Consider the following 16670-nt stretch of genomic DNA (forward strand, 5'->3'; position numbering starts at 1 on the left):
TGCAAACGAGTGCGATGGAATGCATTATGCAATATGAAATTATATTCTCAATATGAAAGAAAATTTCATGTTCTGTGTGCGAGACTCTCTGCCTCCCGCTGCTGACTTTTGTACCGCGGTCTCTCCTATGTTGTTTTTGGCGATATCAAGACGAGGTGGCCGCTGTCGGGAGCGATGCCTCCGGCTATAATTGAAAAACAGGCCCTGAGATATGAGGCCCGGCCCTTGCCACCCGGCCAGCCCGAATTCTGCCATTCACGCAGAAGCGTTTGCCAATATTTGGGGCCGTGCTGAAGACGGATCGGCCCGCGCTGGCGCCAGTGATGGTGGTGGCATAATCGAGGCGGAAATCCACTTCGCAAAGAGCCCCGAAGCTGTGCAGCCAAACCGAGCCACTTCACTGTTGCATCCGGGAGACCCGTTAAGGTCGAAGAGAAGATAAACCTAGGGTTACTCCCGGCAATCAGCGCATTGGCTTGCATCCATCCGGATTTCCACAGCACTGAACCCATCCTTCGCGAGCTTCCAGAAAAATCTCTTTGGTTCGGCGGAAAGCGTTCGCCCTTGCGCATTGTTGTGTTTTAAATAATAATAAACCAATTCATCGGAGGAATGGGATGTCAAAAACACCGATCCTGCAGTTCGGCACGAGCCGTTTCCTGCAGGCGCGTCTGGTCTTGTTCGTTTCCGCGGCAGCGGCGCGAGACGCGAGGCTGGGCGGCATCACGGTGGTCCAGACGAGTGGCCTCGGCGGCGGGGCGAATCGGCTCTCTGCGCTGGCCCGCGGATACAAAGCTCCGGCGCGGGATCGGCGCTTTTCTCAAATGGGCCCGGCAGCATAGCGACGGGTGTGAAAAGCCATTGCTGGAGGAGGCCTTGAAGGAGGAAGACACATGAAGACAAACCGGATCGGCCGAACCGCCGTGGCGGTAACGGACGTTTCCTTCGGCTGTTCCAGCATCGGCAATCTCTACCGGGAGATCACGGACGGCGACGCCGAGGCCGTGCTTCAGGCCGCCTGGAAGGGCGGTATCCGCTATTTCGATACCGCGCCGCATTATGGCAGGGGGCTTTCGGAAATGCGGCTCGGGCGTTTTCTCGAAGGGCGGGCCGGATTTGTGGTGTCGACCAAGGTCGGCCGCGTCCTCTCTCCGGCTATGGAACCGATTGCGGAAGCTGACAGTTTCGTGAAGCCGGCGCAAAACGATGTGCGTTACGACTATTCCGGCGACGGTATCGAGGAGAGCCTCGAGCAGAGCTTTCGGCGGCTTGGCGTCACCCATATCGACATCGTCTATGTGCATGATATTGGCGAATACACCCACGGTTCCGGCAACGCGGCCAATATGGAGGATTTTCTCGGCTCCGGCTACGACCGTCTTGTCAGGCTGAAGGAAGCTGGCAGGATCGGGGCCTTCGGGCTGGGCGTGAACGAATGCCAGGTGTGTCTTGACGTGATGGACCATGGGCCAATTGATGCCATCCTTCTGGCCGGTAGGCTGACACTGCTCGACCGTTCGGCCGAGGCGAAACTCGTGCCGCGGTGTCTCAGCGAAGAAACCAGCCTCGTGCTCGGCGGCATCTTCAACTCGGGCATTCTTGCAACCGGTCCTGTCGATGGCGCGACCTACGACTACGAACCTGCATCGAAAGCGGTACTGAACAAGGTGGCGGCGCTTCAGGCGGAGGCGGAACGGGCCGGGCTGGCGCTTCCGACCGCCGCGCTGCAGTTTGCAAAGCGGCACCCGGCATCTGCCTCGGTTCTGATCGGCACGGCCAGGCCCGCCACGCTCGCGCGAAACCTCGAGGCGTTGCAGGCCGAGATTTCCGCACGGGCAGAGCGTTTTCTAGGCTAGTTCGTGGTGGCGGAGCGACGAGAGGAGCGTCGTTTTGGAGGTTCGCAGATGGCGTGAGGCCGCGTCGCACGCCGCAGCGGCGTCACGTCTTTCAAGCGCATCGATGATCGCCAAATGCTCGTCGATCGCGGCAGCGTTGCGCGTCTTCTCGTCAGTCTTGTCCCACATGTAATGATAGTGGAAAATCAGCGAGATGACCTTCTGGAATTCCTCCACAAAGCGGTTTTTCACGACCGAATTGATCGCCGCGTGGAAGGCTTCGTCGAGTTTGGAGAACTCGTGATAGTCCGTCTCGATGCTTTGCCGAAGCGCGATGTGGAGCCTCCGCAGTTCGGAAAGCCTAGCCCAGACGGGATGACCAACGGGCGCTTCGGCGGCCTGGTTCACCGCGTTGATCTCCAGGACCGAGCGGAAATCCGACAGTTCCACTGCGAAGTCCATCGTGAAGCCGCGCAGCATCCAGCCGCCTTTCTGACGGCGGGCCACAAGGCCGAACCGGCTGAGGCCTGCGAGGAATTCCTTGATTTCGTGCTGGGGGACGCCGAACGTCCGTGAAAGATCAGCCACGGATAAAGGCGTGTCGGCCGGGACATCGAAGCGCAGAATCCAGTCGAGAAACCGCTGTTCGAGATCGTCGCTCGGAGCACCCGGCTCAGCGATCTCGAGGCGGTCGGCATCGTCCGGCTCGCGCAGCAAGCACTTTTCCCGCCCCTTCCATGAGATGAGTCCGCGTTCCTCCATTCGGCTCAGGCAACGCCGCACCACCGTCCGGCTGACATCGGCGATCTCGCTCAACATGGTTTCGGCCGGGATCGCCGCCCCGACCGACAAGGTCTCACAATAATCAAGCAGCCGGTTATATGCATTTCTGTAGCGGATGTCGCTTCTTGCCATTGCCTCATTCTCACGATTCGCGCGTACGGTTCATAATATCATAGTATTAAATTATAAAAAACAATTGACGCGCATCAAGCGTAAAGTTATTTGGTATTAAATTATTACGTGCAGAACGAGGGAGGAGACCTCATGTTCGATGCGAGTCGGCCGATGCAAGGCCGCAGTTGGAAAGGCGTGTCCTTTGGGCAGGCCCAGTTCCACCGGCTATCGGCGCTTATAACACTCGTCTTGCTGATCATCGGTTTCGGCTTCGCGAACCAGGCCTTCTTTTCGGTCAATAATGGCTTGACCGTGCTACTGCAGACATCGGTTATCGGTCTTCTCGGCATCGGCATGACGATGGTTATCATCACCGGCGGGATCGATCTGTCCGTCGGGTCCGTCCTTGCCCTTTCCGGCGTCATAACCGCAATGTCCGTCAAGGCGGGCTTGCCCGTCGCCCCGGCCATGCTGGTGGGCGTTGTGGCCGGCGCGCTCTGCGGCGCGTTCAACGGGTTCGTCATTACAAGGCTGCGTATTCCGCCCTTCGTTGCAACGCTTGGGATGATGCTGATTGCGCGCGGCCTGGCGCTGCAGCTGACGGGCGCGCGTCCCATTTCCCAGCTCGGCGAGGCTTTTGGCGTGCTTGGCAACGGTGCGCTGTTCCGCGTCGTCGAAATGCAGGCGAACGGCTTTCCAAAGGTGATCTTCCCGGGCATTCCCTATCCGGCGATCCTCATGTTTGCGATGGCGATCGCCGCCGCCTATCTGCTGAACCGCCGTCAGGTCGGCCGTCACATTTATGCGACCGGGTCCAACGAGGAAGCCGCGCGGCTTTCAGGCGTGCGGACCAACCGCACCAAGCTGTTCGCCTACACCATGTCGGGCGCTCTCGCCGGAATTGCCGGGAACGTTTTGATGTCACGGCTCGTTACGGCCCAGCCCAGCGAAGGCGTCATGTACGAGCTCGATGCGATTGCCGCCGCGGTCATTGGCGGCGCCTCGCTCTCCGGCGGCGTCGGCACGATCTCCGGCACCATGATCGGCGCCTTTATCATCGGCATCCTTCGAAACGGCCTCAACATGGCGGGCGTCTCCGCCTTTATCCAGCAGATCGTGATCGGCTTCGTCGTCATCGGCGCTGTCTGGATCGACCAGGTGCGAAGCCGCAAGAGCGACTGAGCCTGACTGTTTTTTCTGCATCTCAAAAGAGGAGGAATGAGATGAAAAGCCTGAAATACCTTATCGCAGCATCCGCGTTTGCACTGACCGCGGGAATGGCGCATGCCGGCGAAATCGCCGTCATCGTGAAAACCACGAACTCCAACTTCTGGCAGAACGTCAACAAGGGCGCTGAGGCGGCCACCGAAAACCAGTCGGAACACTCGATGAGCTTCGACGGGCCGGCGGCCGAAAGCGACATCGCCGCCGAGGTGAACCTGGTCGAGAACGCCATCAACCGCGGCGTCGCCGGCATCGTGTTGGCGCCGTCCGACCCGGATGCGCTCGGCCCGGTGGTCAAGCGCGCCTATCAGAGCGGCATCCCCGTCGTCATCATCGATAGCGCGCTTTCCGACCAGTATAAGGACAGCTATCAGGCCTTCCTTTCCACCGACAACTGTGCGGCCGGCAAGCAGGTCGCCCAGCGGATGATCAAGGAAGCGGGCACAAAGGGCAAGGTTGCCGTCATGTCCTATGTCGCAGGCGTTGGCTCTGAAATCGGCCGTGTCGGCTGCTTTCAGGACTATATCGGCGCCAATTCCGATATCGAGATCGTCGGCCCCTACTATTCGGAAAGCCAGATGGCCAAGGCGCTGAACCAGACCACCGATATTCTGGCCGCCAACCCCGACCTCGTCGGCATCTTCGGCGCCAACGAGCCGACAGCCGTCGGCATGGGCCGGGCAATCGTGCAGGCGGGCAAGGCTGGTGATCTCGTGGCGCTCGGCTTCGATGGCAATGCCGACCTGCAGCAATTCGTGCGTGACGGCGTGCTAGATGCCATAGCGGTGCAGGGCTCCTTCGCGATGGGCGAAAAGGGCGTGAACACGGTCATCGACCTGCTGAACGGCAAAAAGGTCGAAGGCTTCATCAACACCGGCGTCGTCATGGTCGACAAGGACAACATCGACTCCGACGAAGCCCAGAACGTGCTCTACTGAGCCTTTGGCCGGAGGCTGACATATAGAGCCTCCGGCACCTTTTCCCGTCTCAGCGAAAGGTCAAGCTATGTCCCGAACACCGCTTGTAGACATGATCGGCATCGAAAAACACTTTGGCGGCGTGCGCGCGGTGGACCATGTGTCGGTCGATCTCTATCCCGGCGAGGTGGTCGGACTGCTCGGCCACAATGGCGCCGGCAAATCCTGTCTGATGAAGATACTCGCCGGCGCGATGGTCCCCAATGAGGGCGAGATCCGGGTGGATGGCAAAACGGTGCACTTCGCCGAGCCGAACGATGCCCGCGCCGCCGGCGTCGAGACCATCTATCAGACGCTTGCGCTGTCGGACCATCTCGATGCCCCGGCGAACCTGTTTCTCGGCCGCGAACTGAAGACCCGGTTCGGCAATCTGGACGACGCCCGCATGCTGCGCGAGGCGCGGGAGGTGCTCGCCCGGCTGAACCCGAACTTCAAGAATTTGCGCGATCCCGTCTCGAGCCTCTCCGGCGGGCAGCGGCAGGTGATCGCGATCGCGCGTGCCATCTATTTCGATACCAAGATACTGATCATGGACGAGCCCACGGCAGCACTCGGGCCTTCCGAAACCGCAATGGTGGCCGACCTCATCTTGAAGCTGCGCGATGAAGGCATCGGCATTTTTCTTGTCAGCCATGACATGCACGACGTGTTCGATCTGTGCGACCGCGTTGTGGTGATGAACAAGGGCCGGGTTGTCGGCGCGCATCCCATCAACGAAGTGACCAAGGATGACGTGCTCAGCCTGATCATCAAAGGCGAACTGCCGGCCGACTGGTCTGCGAAAAACCTGGAGCCGACAGACTGATGGACGCGAAAACGGGCATGATGGAGAGCATCGTCTGCGTCGAACCCGGCCGGATGACTCTTGAGCGCAGACCGCGCCCCCTGGAGGCGCCGGAGGGCTGGGTTCTGATCGACATCGCGGCGATCGGTATCTGCGGGACGGACTACCACATCTTCGAGGGCAAGCACCCGTTTCTGGACTATCCGCGCGTGATCGGCCATGAACTGTCTGGTTATGTCGCAAGCGGCCCCGATGCCGGCAAGCTTGTCGTGATCAACCCCTATGTCTCCTGCGGCGCGTGCCGGGCCTGCCGGCGCGGCAAACCGAATTGCTGCAGCGCCATTTCGGTACTCGGCGTTCACCGCGACGGCGGCATGTGCGCACGCATCGCCGTGCCGGCCGAAAACGTCTATCCGGCCGATGATCTGACGCCGCAACAGGCTGCCATGGTGGAGTTTCTTGCCATCGGGGCGCATGCGGTTGCCCGTTCCTGCACGGGGGAGGGGGACGTCGTGCTCGTGACCGGGGCCGGCCCGATCGGCATCGGTACGGCGCTGTTTGCCCGGCTTGCCGGCGCCGATGTTCACCTGATGGACCTGAGCCGGACCCGGCTCGATCTCGCGCGCGATCTTTTCGGCTTCGAAAAACGGCACCAGCCCACCGGTGACATTCTTTTGGGCGCGCTTTCCGAAGGGTTCGACGTGGTTTTCGACGCAACCGGAAATGCCAGGGCGATCGAGGCGGGGTTTCCGCTGCTTGCCCATGGCGGCAGCGCCGTGCTGGTCAGCGTGGTGAAAGACGACATCACCTTCGCCGATTCAGAATTTCACAAGCGGGAGGCCCGCATCATCGGCTCGCGCAACGCGCTGAAATCCGATTTCGAGCGCGTGATGGCCGCGATGCGCGCGGGCGACATCCCGACCGATGCAATTGCATCCGAAGTGATCGCGATGGCCGATCTGCCCCGGCGTTTTTCGCAACTGGTGGGCGCGCGGGATCATCTGGTGAAAGTGCTCGTCAGGCCGTAATTGCGATCGCGCCGATCCGAAGCATCTCGGCGCGCGCATCGGCATCACCGCCGTGCTCCACACATGGGGTTCGGCCATGGCCCATCATCCCCATGTTCACATGATCGTGCCCGGCGGTGGCATTGCCCTTGATGGAAAACGATGGATATCATCACGCTTGGCGTTCCTCCTGCCGGTGCGCGTGCTCGGAAAGCCGTTCCGCCGCCTGTTCCTCACGCGACGGCTTCAGCTCCGTGATGCCGGCAAGCTTACCGTCTTCGGCTCAGTAGCCCATCTGGCCGATCGCCGGGCATTTGTGCGGCACCTGTCGCGCTATACCCACCGGGTGGCGATCTCGAACAGACGTCTGATCTCGTTCGACAAGGCCGGCGTCACCTTCCGCTACAAGGACTACCGCCGCGAGGGCAGCGACGGCCGCAGATCATGACACTCGCCACCGCCGAGTTCATCCGCCGCTTCCTGATCCATATTCTGCCCGGGACACTACTCCGCCCGAGGCAACCAACGTTCCCGTGCGCTTCCATCACCATGACCAGGCTCGACCAAGCCGTCTACTGGCATATGTTTATCCGCGACCGCAGCGCGAAGACACGCCAAAACTGTCTGATCGCAACAGATACGGCGCGCAAAATACCCAATCCACGTCAGTTCAGGGATGGGCTGAAAATGAAAATCCCATAGTCCGGTCTTCGCCGCCCGCAGGTTCCTTCCTCGACGACTTTCGTACGCCTGATGGCACTCGAAACTCTTCATGAAAAAGGACTGGCGGGTTTTGGCGCAGGAGCTGAGAGCCCGATTTAAAAGTTGTTGAGTGATATCAGAAGGATGTGATTCAACCACCTCTGCCAAGAACGTGGAGGATTGCATGCCCTGGACTGATATCACCCGCCTGCAGCATAACCGCGATCGCCTTCGCTATCCAACCGATTTGACGGATCGTGAGTGGGCTGTAATTGCTCCACTGATACCGCTGGCCAAGCCCGGTGGGCGGCCACGGAAAACGAATATGAGGGAAGTGGTGAACGCGATCCTTTATATTGCGGGCAGCGGCAGTCAATGGCGGGCTCTGCCGAAGGACTTCCCTCCGGTCTCCACGGTGCGAGGCTATTTCTATGGCTGGCGCGACATCGGCCTTTGGCAGACCATCAATCATCTGCTCGTCTGCGCTACGCGCGAACTGGAGGGGCGCGAGGCCTCGCCCACAGCCGGTGTCATCGACAGCCAGAGTGTCAAGACCACCGAAAGCGGCGGGGTTTCGGGCTACGACGCCGGCAAGAAGATCAAGGGCCGCAAGCGCCACATCATCACCGATACGATCGGGCTGATGCTGTTCGTGCTTGTCCATGCTGCCGATATCCAGGACCGCGACGGTGCGCCCGATGTCCTGAAAGCCATCCGCTACCGTTTCCCCTGGTTGCGCCATGTCTTCGCAGATGGCGGCTATGCCGGGCAGAAGTTGCGAAAAGCGCTGCGCGGATGCGGCCAATGGAACCTTGAAATCATCAAGCGCTCCGACATAGCGAAAGGCTTTGAGGTTCTGCCCCGCCGATGGGTGGTGGAGCGCACCTTCGGCTGGTTCGGACGATGCCGTCGGTTGGCCAAAGATTGGGAAAAGTCCATCGCAAGCGCCACAGCATGGGTCAACATCGCCAGCATCAGGGTGATGACCAGACGCCTCGCACGATATTGTTTCCCATCATGAACTTTTGAATCCGGCTCTAAAATCCCAAAGTAGTGTTAGCAGATATTCGCAAGGCGCTGTCGCAATGTCCGCTTCGGGCGGCAAGCAATTCTTCGCCTATCATACCAGAGCGTCCGTTTTGCTCGTGGGGCGGTCTAAACCTGCCGGACGACTCCCGGTCCCATTTTTGTCATCCTCACGGGGGTAAGCTCTTGTTTGGGTAACAGAATTCTCACACGGATGAATGTCACCACGACAGGTCAAGGGTTCATATCCCCTCAAGTCCTGACGCTGCCCCGATTACACCCCTTCGCCAGCGCATGCAGGAAGACATGGTGATGCGGAGCCTGGTGGTACCGGCCAGCGCGGGCTTGGTAGTGCTCGCCTTCGCATCTTCGGATTGTGGCAAAACTCTATCGTCGGCCTTGTGGCCGGTGTCTTGATCATGGACCTTGCGGTGCAGTCCTCTCAGGTTGCCAACCAGGCACGCGTCAAAGCGCTCGACCCGTCTGCCCGCAGTCGGCTCAACACGGTGTTTATGGCGACCATGCTCGCTGGCGGCGCAGCCTCGGCCGACCTCGCTTTGTTGTTGTCACGAAAATCCTGACGTGTGCGATGCCATTGATTGTGCGTACGGTAAGCTCATAGTTCAGCGCTCGGCCGGACATGGCCCGATCGAGGGAACGCTTTCGCGGGGGAGTGGCGGAGGGGGAACCCGGAGACAGGCTCGAAAAGGCCCTTCGCCATATGCGGGCTGGAAGGCTGCAAAGCGCGACCATGTCGGTCGTTGAGAATCATCTGGCCTTCGATCGCCATCCGGTTGGACAATAGTGACCCTGCCGGAATTACCAATATAGATAAGCCGCCGAGTTATTTCGGCGGCCTTTGAAATTTCCATGTCGCGGCTAAAATTTTTCAGGTATTTTACCTGCATACGCAGCATCGGGCCGCAACAGGCGTCCCGTACGCTGCTGTTCAATGCCATGCGCTGTCCAGCCGGCCGTGCGGCCCGCAGCAAACACTGGCGTAAAGGCCTGGCGGGGTATCTTCAGCGCATCGAGCAGGATCGCGGTGAAGAACTCGACATTGGTATCGAGCTTGCGGTCGGGTTTGTGACTCGCAAGTGCCTGACGGGCGTATGCCTCTACTCGTGTCGCAAGCCCCAGGTCCTTATTTTTAGTGTGGAGCTTTTCAACGGCAGCCTTCAGCACATCAGCGCGCGGGTCGCGGACCCGATAAATACGATGACCAAAGCCCATGAGCCTGTCCCCGCGCGCGAGAGCCGCATCAATCCAGTCTTCGATACGGTCTTCAGCGCCAATTGCATCCAGCATGTCGAGTACCGGCTCCGGCGCGCCACCATGCAACGGGCCACTGAGCGCGCAGTAGGCAGCTGTGACCGTCATGAAGAGATCGGCGGCGGTGGAAGCGACGACCCGACCCGCGAAAGTGGAGGCGTTCATGCCATGGTCGGAAACCGTGATCAGATAGGCATTCAACGCGGCGATCTCCGGCGGCGAAGCATGGGTGCCGCGCAACATCCGCAAAAAATCGCCCGCGTGGGAGGCGTTGGCATCAGGTTCGACAACGGCCTGATCCTCACTGCGACGAACGAGTGCGGCAGCCATGACCGGCATCGCGCCAAGCAGTGCAATTTCCGGCGGAAGCTCATCGCTTGGGCGGAGTGCCGCGACAGCTACGCGGAAACCATCAACGAGTGGCATCCCCTCGGTAACGGACAGAACGGCAGGCACGCGCGCGAACGCTTCGACACGCGACTTCCCGAGAGCCGCGCGGACGTAGTCGGCATCGACATCTTCGTCCTTTGCAAGCGCCCAGAGACGGGTGGCAAGCGCCTCGAAATCGCGATCAAAAGCAAGATCGTCGACATATTCTCCAGCGATGATCAATTCGCCCCGCTCGCCCGCCACATGGGAAAGCCGGGTTTGCGCCGCAACAACGCCGTCAAGCCCGATCGCGGGCCGGGATTGGTGGTTCATAGCCAAACTCCTTCTTCGAAGAGGGAAGAAGAAGACCATCTTTCCACGTTGATCAATCTTGATTATATTAATCAATATGAAGAAAGATATCGACTCGCTTTACCTGACTGCCGGCGAGGCCGCCGCGGAACTGTCGGTGTCGCCGGCAACGCTCTATGCCTATGTGAGCCGCGGCCTGATCCGCTCCGAGGCGGTGCCTGCGTCAAGGGCAAAACGCTACAGTGCCGACGATGTCAGGGCACTCAAGAACCGGCGTGCGCCCTACCTGGCAGCACGAGGCGCTCCGGGTGACGGTTCCGTTCTCGACTCCGCGATCTCGACGATCACCGCGCAAGGCCCGCTTTATCGGGGCGTGTTGGCGACAAAGCTTGCCGAACAGGCAACGCTGGAAGAAACGGCGACGCTGTTGTGGGACATCACAAATGCCGATCCGTTTGCCGAGGACAACATGCCGCCATCATCACCGAACCTTGAAGCCTCGCGCATGGCGATGGCAGACCGCCAGCCGCTCGCCCGGGCCATAGCGCTGACCGCACTTGCAGGCGAAGATGACCTCCGCGCTTTCAACAGATCGACTGTCGGGAGGGCCGAAACCGGAGCAAGAGTGATGCGGCTGGTGACGTCAGCGGTTCTCGGAACGCCAGCGTCTGCAGCTCCTGTGCATAGCCAGATTGCCGCTATCTGGGCGCCGGACAATCCCCCGGCCGAAGATCTGATCCGCCGTGCACTCGTGCTTCTGGCCGAACATGAGCTGAATGCCTCGGCTTATACAGTGCGCTGCGCCACCTCGACCGACATCAATCTCTACGACGCCACGGTGGCGGGTCTCGCGGCGCTGAAAGGCCCAAGGCATGGCGGCGCGGGACCGCTGGCAGCGCGTTTGCTTGATACGCTGGCGGCGGGCGACATCGCGACCAACATACGCGAGCGCGCGATGCTGGGAGAAGACTTCCATGGCTTTGGTCACGCCGTCTATGAAAACGGAGATCCCCGTGCCGAAAACCTGCTGGCTGCATTATCCAGCGCTGAAGCCGATCCGCGCCTGACCCGCGACGCTCCGCGCCTCGTGCAGGAAACAACGGGGCTGTTTCCAACAATCGACTATGCGCTTGCGGTGATGACCCGAATGCTCGGCCTGCCGGTCGGCCATGAAACCGCGATCTTCGCAATCGCCCGCACGGCGGGATGGATTGCACACGCCATGGAACAGCAGACGGCACAGCAGCTCATCCGCCCCCGTGCCCGCTACACAGGTCCAGCTGCGGGAAGGAGCCAGATCGCGGATCCGATCTGAGGTTTGGCAAGTTTAGAGGCAGCGCCAGGCCAAAAATGCCGGCGCGACTGGTCAGCGGGAACCACTGCTTTCGTGTTTTTGCCCACGAAATCCGCCATTTCCTCGCGGCCCCATTTTTGTCATCCCATCGGGGGCAAGCTCTTTTTGGGTAGCGGAATTTTCACGCGGGCCAACATCACAACGAAGGTCACTGGTTCATATCCCTTCAAGACCTGACGGGTTTGCGCCTCCGGCACCATCATGGCGATGACACCGCTGTCTGTCGGAAAACCTTCGTCCTAGGGTTTCATGCAGCAGTCGATCCTGATGGCGTTCTCCTCCGGCCGAGAACAATGCTGGTAAACATCTTGCGAGGCCATCTCACCGGGATCGGTATCGTGGCGCAGTTCGTGACTGACGTCGTCATATCCTTGGCCAAGCAAACGCTTTAGTTGGAGATTTTGCGCGAAGCCCTGAACATGTCGCGTTCCCCCTAGATCGCCATCGCGACGTAGACGCTCTACTGACCACAGCCTTGGAGAAACAACTGTTTCAAGCGCAGATCGACAATCTCCACCAAATCTCCATCATTTCTCGACCGACTATGGAAGGGCGCGTGTCAGTTGCGGACGAAATACATCAATCCGGACGCCTGTCATGTCGCACCGCTTTTCGTTCATCGCCTTCATCGTTTGTGTAATCGTCCTCTCTTTGTTTCTGATTTTCCGGGGCGGTGCGGTTACGGAACCGGAAGGCGCATCCTCTTATACGCAGGCTCCCGCGCAGGTCACCACCCTCATGCTTCAGCCGGAGCGCGTCGTCCTGATCGACGTCTTTCCCGGGCGCGTGGCGGCCTATCGGCGGGTTGAAATCCGGCCGCAGGTCACCGGCATCATCAAGAAGCGGCTTGTCGAAGGCGGGACCGAGGTTGCGGCCGGTCAGATCCTGTTTGAAATCGACCCGGACCCGCTTCAGGCCGATCTCGAAACCGCGCGGGCAGGGGTGACGCGTGCCGAAGGGGCGTTGGCGCATGCGCGGCAGGGCTTGGCGCGGGCGGAAGCGCTTGTGGCGGAAAATGTGACGAGCCGCAAGAATTACGAGCAGGCGCAAAACGAGCTGACCATGGCTGAGGCTAATCTCGCCGAGGCCCAAGCGGTCGCTCACCGCCGAAAGCTCGATCTCGACTTCGCGACCATACGGTCGCCGATCAAGGGCTATGTCGGGCGTAAGCTGGCGGACGAGGGGGCGCTCGCGTCGACGTCAAGCCAGACGGAGCTGGCCGTGGTGCAGGAGCTGGACCGCGTCTATGTCGACCTGCGCCTGCCGGCAACGAAGCTCGACGGGGTGCAGTCTGCCGCCGAACAGGGCCTGGGCCCGGTCGAGATTCTGGACGCCGATGGCAAGCCGCATCCCCGTCCGGGCACACTGGTTCTGTCGGACGTCACGGTCGACCCCGGGACCGGCAATGCCATGGTCCGGGTCGAGGTGGAAAACCCCGGTCTCAGACTTCTGCCCGGCATGTATGTCCGCGCGCGACTGCCGCGCGGGGTTCTGCCAGATGCGCTGCTGGTGCCGGAGGAGGCGGTCGTGCGCAACGGCGCCGGCGAGGCGCAGATCGTGGTGGTGACTGTCGACGGGCGGGCCGAACGGCGCGACGTGGTTCTGGGCGACGCCATTGGCGGGCGTCTTGTCGTCTCCGCCGGCCTGAAGGTGGGCGAGGTCATCGTCATTCGCGGTCAGGATCGCCTGCAGGACGGCACGCGCGTGAGCCCGGTTATCGCCGCGCGCGATGCCGCACCGGCGGCCAGCAAGCATTAGAGGTCGGATATCATGCCACAATTCTTCATCGACCGCCCGGTCTTTGCCTGGGTGATTGCGATCTTCATAGCGCTTGCTGGCATTGTCGCCATTCCGCAGCTTCCGGTCGCGCGCTTTCCCGTCATCGCGCCGCCGAATGTCAGCGTCTTCGCAAGCTATACCGGCGCGACCGTGCAGACCGTCAATGACAGCGTGGTGACGCCGATCGAGAAGGAACTCTCGAGCGTCAAGAACGTGCTCTACTACGAATCCACCGCGGATCCGACCGGCGGTGCCAATATCACGCTGACGTTCAAGCCCGGAACCGATCCGGAACTGGCGCAGGTGGATGTTCAAAACCGCCTCAAGAATGCCGAACCGCGTCTTCCGGAGACCGTCCGGCGCAGCGGCGTCAGCGTCGAGGCCGCCGAATCCGGTTTCCTGATGGTGATCACCCTGAAGTCGCTCGGCGGCGAGACTGACGAACTGGCCCTTGGCGACTACCTCACGCGCAATCTGGGCGAGGAGCTGAAGCGTCTTCCCGGCGTCGGCCGTTTGCAGCAATTCGGATCCGAGCGCGCCATGCGCGTCTGGGTGGATCCTGAAAAACTGGCGGCCTACGATCTGACCATGGCCGACGTGACCGCGGCGATCACCCGCGAAAATGCGCAGGTTTCGCCGGGCCGTGTCGGCGATGAGCCGACGGTTCCCGGCACGATGATCTCGACGCCGCTGACCGTGCATGGCCAGTTGAACACGCCGGAGGAATTCGCGGCGATACCGCTGAGAGCGCAGACCGATGGGGGACGCCTGCTGCTGTCGGATGTGGCGCGGGTGGAACTCGGCGCCCAGACGCTGGCGTTCAGTGTCAGCAGCAATGGCAAGCCGGCGGCGGCGGCCGCGGTCCAGATGCGGCCCGGCGCCAACGCCGTCAGCACAGCCGCAGCGATTGAAAAACGTCTGGCGGACCTGAAGCCGTCGATGCCGAAGGATATGGAGGTCGTGATCTCCTACAATACCGCGCCCTTCGTGAAGATATCGATCACCAAGGTCGTTCAGACCCTGATCGAGGCGATGGTGCTGGTCTTTCTGGTGATCCTGCTGTTCCTGCAGAACATTCGCTATACGCTGATCCCGACCATCGTGGCGCCGATCGCGCTTCTGGGCACGTTCGCGGTGATGGCGGCGGCAGGCTATTCGATCAATGTGCTGACCATGTTCGGCATGGTGCTCGCCATCGGCATTATCGTCGATGACGCGATCGTCGTCGTCGAGAATGTCGAGCGGATCATGTCCCGGCAGGGTCTGTCGCCACGCGATGCCACCCGCCAGGCGATGGGCGAGATTTCAGGTGCGATCGTCGGCATCACGCTGGTTCTCGCCGCCGTCTTCATACCGATGGGCATGGCCGCCGGTTCGGTTGGCGCGATCTATCGCCAGTTCACCCTGTCGATGTCGGTTTCGATCCTGTTTTCGGCCTTCCTCGCACTGACGCTGACGCCGGCACTCTGCGCGACGCTCCTGAAACCCGGGCAAGGTCACGCCACAAGCGGCTTCTTCGGGTGGTTCAACAGGCGGTTCGAGAGCCTGACCGCGCGCTATACCGGCGGCGTTGGCTGGGTGTTGCGGCGCGGCGGGCGGATGCTGGTCGTCTATGCCGTGTTGCTGGTGGTGCTCGGCGTCGGCTATTCGCGGGTGGCGACGTCGTTCGTGCCGGAAGAGGATCAGGGAAATTTCATGGCGATGTTCGAGCTGCCGGCCGGCGCCACCGCCGAACGCACGCGCAAGGTCGTTGCGGCCTATGAGGCCTATACCGCGACTCGGCCCGATATCGTCGAGAGCACCGTCATTCTGGGCTTCGGATTTTCCGGCTCCGGTCCCAATGCCGCACAGGCCTTCACCAGCCTGAAGGATTGGGGCGAGCGCAAGACCACGGTGAATGCCGAGATCGCAGCCGCTGAAGCCGCGATGGCCGACATTCCCGAAGGCACGGCGATGATCATGAAGCCGCCGGCCATCGAATCGCTCGGCACCACATCCGGTTTCGCGCTGCGGCTGGAGGACCGGGGCAACGCCGGACCGGACGCGCTGAAGGCGGCCGAGGACCAGTTGATCGCGCTGGCGTCCCAAAGCCGTCTGGTGACCGACGTGATGGCCGACGGGCTGCCCGATGGCCAGAGCATCGCGCTGAAGATCGATCGCCAGAAGGCGCTGGCGCTCGGCGTCTCCTTCTCGGCGATCAGCGACATGATTTCGACGGCGATCGGATCGAACTATGTCAACGATTTCCCCAACAAGGGTGAGCTTCAGCAGGTGGTCGTGCAGGCCGACGCGCCCGCAAGGATGCATGTCGAGGATGTCCTGCGTCTGAAGGTGCGCAATATCGATGGCGGCATGGTGGCTCTGTCCGAAGTTGTCGAACCCGTCTGGGAAACGACGCCCCTGCAACTGGAGCGCTACAACGGTTACCCCGCCGCCAATATCTCGGGCTCGGCGGCGTCCGGCGTGTCGAGCGGCGCGGCGATGGACGAGATGGAGCGTCTGGCGCAACAATTGCCGGAGGGCTTCGCGCTGGAATGGACCGGCCAGTCGCTGCAGGAAAGGCAATCCGCCGCGCAGGCGCCAATGCTGCTGGCCGCCTCGATGCTGGTCGTGTTCCTTGTGCTTGCGGCCCTCTATGAAAGCTGGTCGATCCCGCTTTCGGTGATGCTGGTCGTGCCGCTTGGTGTGCTCGGCGCGGTGCTGGCCGTGCTGGCGCGCGGCATGGACAATGACGTGTTCTTCAAGGTGGGGCTGATCACCATCATCGGGCTTTCCGCCAAGAACGCCATTTTGCTGGTCGAATACGCCCGGCACCTGAGAAATGACGGAATGGGCCTTTATCGGGCGGTGCTGCGGGCATCGCGGTTGCGGCTCAGGCCGATCGTGATGACATCGCTGGCTTTCATCCTTGGTGTCGTGCCATTGATGATCGCGCATGGCCCCGGCTCCGAAATCCAGAACGCCATCGGAACCGGCGTATTTGGCGGGATGTTGTCGGCCACTGTACTTGCGGTTTTCTTCGTGCCGGTGCTTTACGTTACAGTCAGCCGACTGACGACGCGCAAATCACGGAACAAGGGCTCTGGGAAAAGCACGGGATGAGCCGCGTGAACATCCGGGGACGGTGTTACA

Annotated in this window: 13 protein-coding genes and 1 pseudogene; 12 read left to right on the forward strand and 2 right to left on the reverse strand. The window is 61.1% G+C overall.

The window, feature by feature from the left end:
- Nucleotides 1-617 precede the first annotated feature (617 nt).
- A complete protein-coding gene (locus AC0L7L_RS20955) occupies nucleotides 618-842 on the forward strand; it encodes a hypothetical protein (RefSeq protein WP_473514160.1) in 225 nt (74 codons plus the stop codon).
- A 51-nt stretch (nucleotides 843-893) separates the two neighbouring features.
- On the forward strand, nucleotides 894-1856 hold the full coding sequence (locus tag AC0L7L_RS20960) for an aldo/keto reductase (protein WP_473514161.1): 963 nt from the start codon (nucleotides 894-896) through the stop codon (nucleotides 1854-1856).
- On the opposite strand, the gene AC0L7L_RS20965 is transcribed toward AC0L7L_RS20960, so the two are convergent.
- Nucleotides 1848-2750 (reverse strand): GntR family transcriptional regulator, encoded by a 903-nt coding sequence (locus AC0L7L_RS20965; protein WP_473514162.1) that lies wholly within the window; start codon nucleotides 2748-2750, stop codon nucleotides 1848-1850. The two genes, AC0L7L_RS20960 and AC0L7L_RS20965, sit on opposite strands and share 9 nt — an antisense overlap.
- A gap of 153 nt (nucleotides 2751-2903) precedes the next feature.
- On the opposite strand from AC0L7L_RS20965, the gene AC0L7L_RS20970 reads away from it, so the two are divergent.
- The 7 genes and pseudogenes from AC0L7L_RS20970 to AC0L7L_RS21000 all read left to right on the forward strand — a co-directional run bounded on the left by AC0L7L_RS20970 (nucleotide 2904) and on the right by AC0L7L_RS21000 (nucleotide 9033).
- Nucleotides 2904-3914, forward strand: a complete 1011-nt coding sequence (locus tag AC0L7L_RS20970; RefSeq protein ID WP_473514266.1) for an ABC transporter permease — start codon at nucleotides 2904-2906, stop codon at nucleotides 3912-3914.
- 41 nt (nucleotides 3915-3955) lie between these two features.
- The gene (locus AC0L7L_RS20975; protein WP_272214467.1) at nucleotides 3956-4894 is read left to right on the forward strand and encodes an ABC transporter substrate-binding protein; all 939 of its coding nucleotides are present in this window, start codon (nucleotides 3956-3958) and stop codon (nucleotides 4892-4894) included.
- A gap of 67 nt (nucleotides 4895-4961) precedes the next feature.
- A complete protein-coding gene (locus AC0L7L_RS20980) occupies nucleotides 4962-5738 on the forward strand; it encodes an ATP-binding cassette domain-containing protein (protein ID WP_272214466.1) in 777 nt (258 codons plus the stop codon).
- Nucleotides 5738-6745 carry a zinc-binding alcohol dehydrogenase family protein gene (locus tag AC0L7L_RS20985; protein WP_473514163.1) on the forward strand — a complete coding sequence of 336 codons (1008 nt, stop codon included), beginning with the start codon at nucleotides 5738-5740 and terminating at the stop codon, nucleotides 6743-6745. The genes AC0L7L_RS20980 and AC0L7L_RS20985 overlap by 1 nt, the downstream gene beginning before the upstream one ends.
- A 10-nt stretch (nucleotides 6746-6755) precedes the next feature.
- Nucleotides 6756-7243: pseudogene (locus AC0L7L_RS20990) on the forward strand (IS91 family transposase); the annotation flags it as partial.
- 367 nt (nucleotides 7244-7610) lie between these two features.
- Nucleotides 7611-8447, forward strand: coding sequence for an IS5 family transposase (locus AC0L7L_RS20995; protein WP_272212434.1), 837 nt, complete (start codon nucleotides 7611-7613; stop codon nucleotides 8445-8447).
- A gap of 424 nt (nucleotides 8448-8871) precedes the next feature.
- Nucleotides 8872-9033 (forward strand): hypothetical protein, encoded by a 162-nt coding sequence (locus AC0L7L_RS21000; protein WP_473514164.1) that lies wholly within the window; start codon nucleotides 8872-8874, stop codon nucleotides 9031-9033.
- Between the two features lie 298 nt (nucleotides 9034-9331).
- Here the strand turns inward: AC0L7L_RS21000 and AC0L7L_RS21005 are convergent, their stop codons facing one another.
- The gene (locus tag AC0L7L_RS21005; protein WP_473514165.1) at nucleotides 9332-10426 is read right to left on the reverse strand and encodes a citrate synthase; all 1095 of its coding nucleotides are present in this window, start codon (nucleotides 10424-10426) and stop codon (nucleotides 9332-9334) included.
- A 76-nt stretch (nucleotides 10427-10502) separates the two neighbouring features.
- Between AC0L7L_RS21005 and AC0L7L_RS21010 the strand changes: the two genes are divergently transcribed.
- From AC0L7L_RS21010 to AC0L7L_RS21020, 3 genes are all read left to right on the forward strand, one after another.
- On the forward strand, nucleotides 10503-11720 hold the full coding sequence (locus tag AC0L7L_RS21010; RefSeq protein WP_473514166.1) for a citrate synthase: 1218 nt from the start codon (nucleotides 10503-10505) through the stop codon (nucleotides 11718-11720).
- A gap of 636 nt (nucleotides 11721-12356) precedes the next feature.
- The gene (locus AC0L7L_RS21015; protein WP_473514167.1) at nucleotides 12357-13517 is read left to right on the forward strand and encodes an efflux RND transporter periplasmic adaptor subunit; all 1161 of its coding nucleotides are present in this window, start codon (nucleotides 12357-12359) and stop codon (nucleotides 13515-13517) included.
- 12 nt (nucleotides 13518-13529) lie between these two features.
- Nucleotides 13530-16640: a multidrug efflux RND transporter permease subunit gene (locus AC0L7L_RS21020; protein WP_473514168.1), complete on the forward strand. Its 3111-nt coding sequence runs from the start codon at nucleotides 13530-13532 to the stop codon at nucleotides 16638-16640.
- The last annotated feature ends 30 nt before the right edge of the window (nucleotides 16641-16670 follow it).

The organism is Martelella sp. K41-7, assembly GCF_055808365.1.

Bases quoted from the DNA above. Each gene is read 5' to 3' on its own strand.
- AC0L7L_RS20970 (WP_473514266.1), top strand. From the start codon at position 2,904: ATGCAAGGCCGCAGTTGGAAAGGCGTGTCCTTTGGGCAGGCCCAGTTC.
- AC0L7L_RS20955 (WP_473514160.1), top strand. From the start codon at position 618: ATGTCAAAAACACCGATCCTGCAGTTCGGCACGAGCCGTTTCCTGCAG.
- AC0L7L_RS20995 (WP_272212434.1), top strand. From the start codon at position 7,611: ATGCCCTGGACTGATATCACCCGCCTGCAGCATAACCGCGATCGCCTT.
- AC0L7L_RS20965 (WP_473514162.1), bottom strand. From the start codon at position 2,750: ATGGCAAGAAGCGACATCCGCTACAGAAATGCATATAACCGGCTGCTT.
- AC0L7L_RS20980 (WP_272214466.1), top strand. From the start codon at position 4,962: ATGTCCCGAACACCGCTTGTAGACATGATCGGCATCGAAAAACACTTT.
- AC0L7L_RS21015 (WP_473514167.1), top strand. From the start codon at position 12,357: ATGTCGCACCGCTTTTCGTTCATCGCCTTCATCGTTTGTGTAATCGTC.
- AC0L7L_RS20960 (WP_473514161.1), top strand. From the start codon at position 894: ATGAAGACAAACCGGATCGGCCGAACCGCCGTGGCGGTAACGGACGTT.
- AC0L7L_RS20985 (WP_473514163.1), top strand. From the start codon at position 5,738: ATGGACGCGAAAACGGGCATGATGGAGAGCATCGTCTGCGTCGAACCC.
- AC0L7L_RS21005 (WP_473514165.1), bottom strand. From the start codon at position 10,426: ATGAACCACCAATCCCGGCCCGCGATCGGGCTTGACGGCGTTGTTGCG.
- AC0L7L_RS20975 (WP_272214467.1), top strand. From the start codon at position 3,956: ATGAAAAGCCTGAAATACCTTATCGCAGCATCCGCGTTTGCACTGACC.
- AC0L7L_RS21020 (WP_473514168.1), top strand. From the start codon at position 13,530: ATGCCACAATTCTTCATCGACCGCCCGGTCTTTGCCTGGGTGATTGCG.
- AC0L7L_RS21010 (WP_473514166.1), top strand. From the start codon at position 10,503: ATGAAGAAAGATATCGACTCGCTTTACCTGACTGCCGGCGAGGCCGCC.
- AC0L7L_RS21000 (WP_473514164.1), top strand. From the start codon at position 8,872: ATGGACCTTGCGGTGCAGTCCTCTCAGGTTGCCAACCAGGCACGCGTC.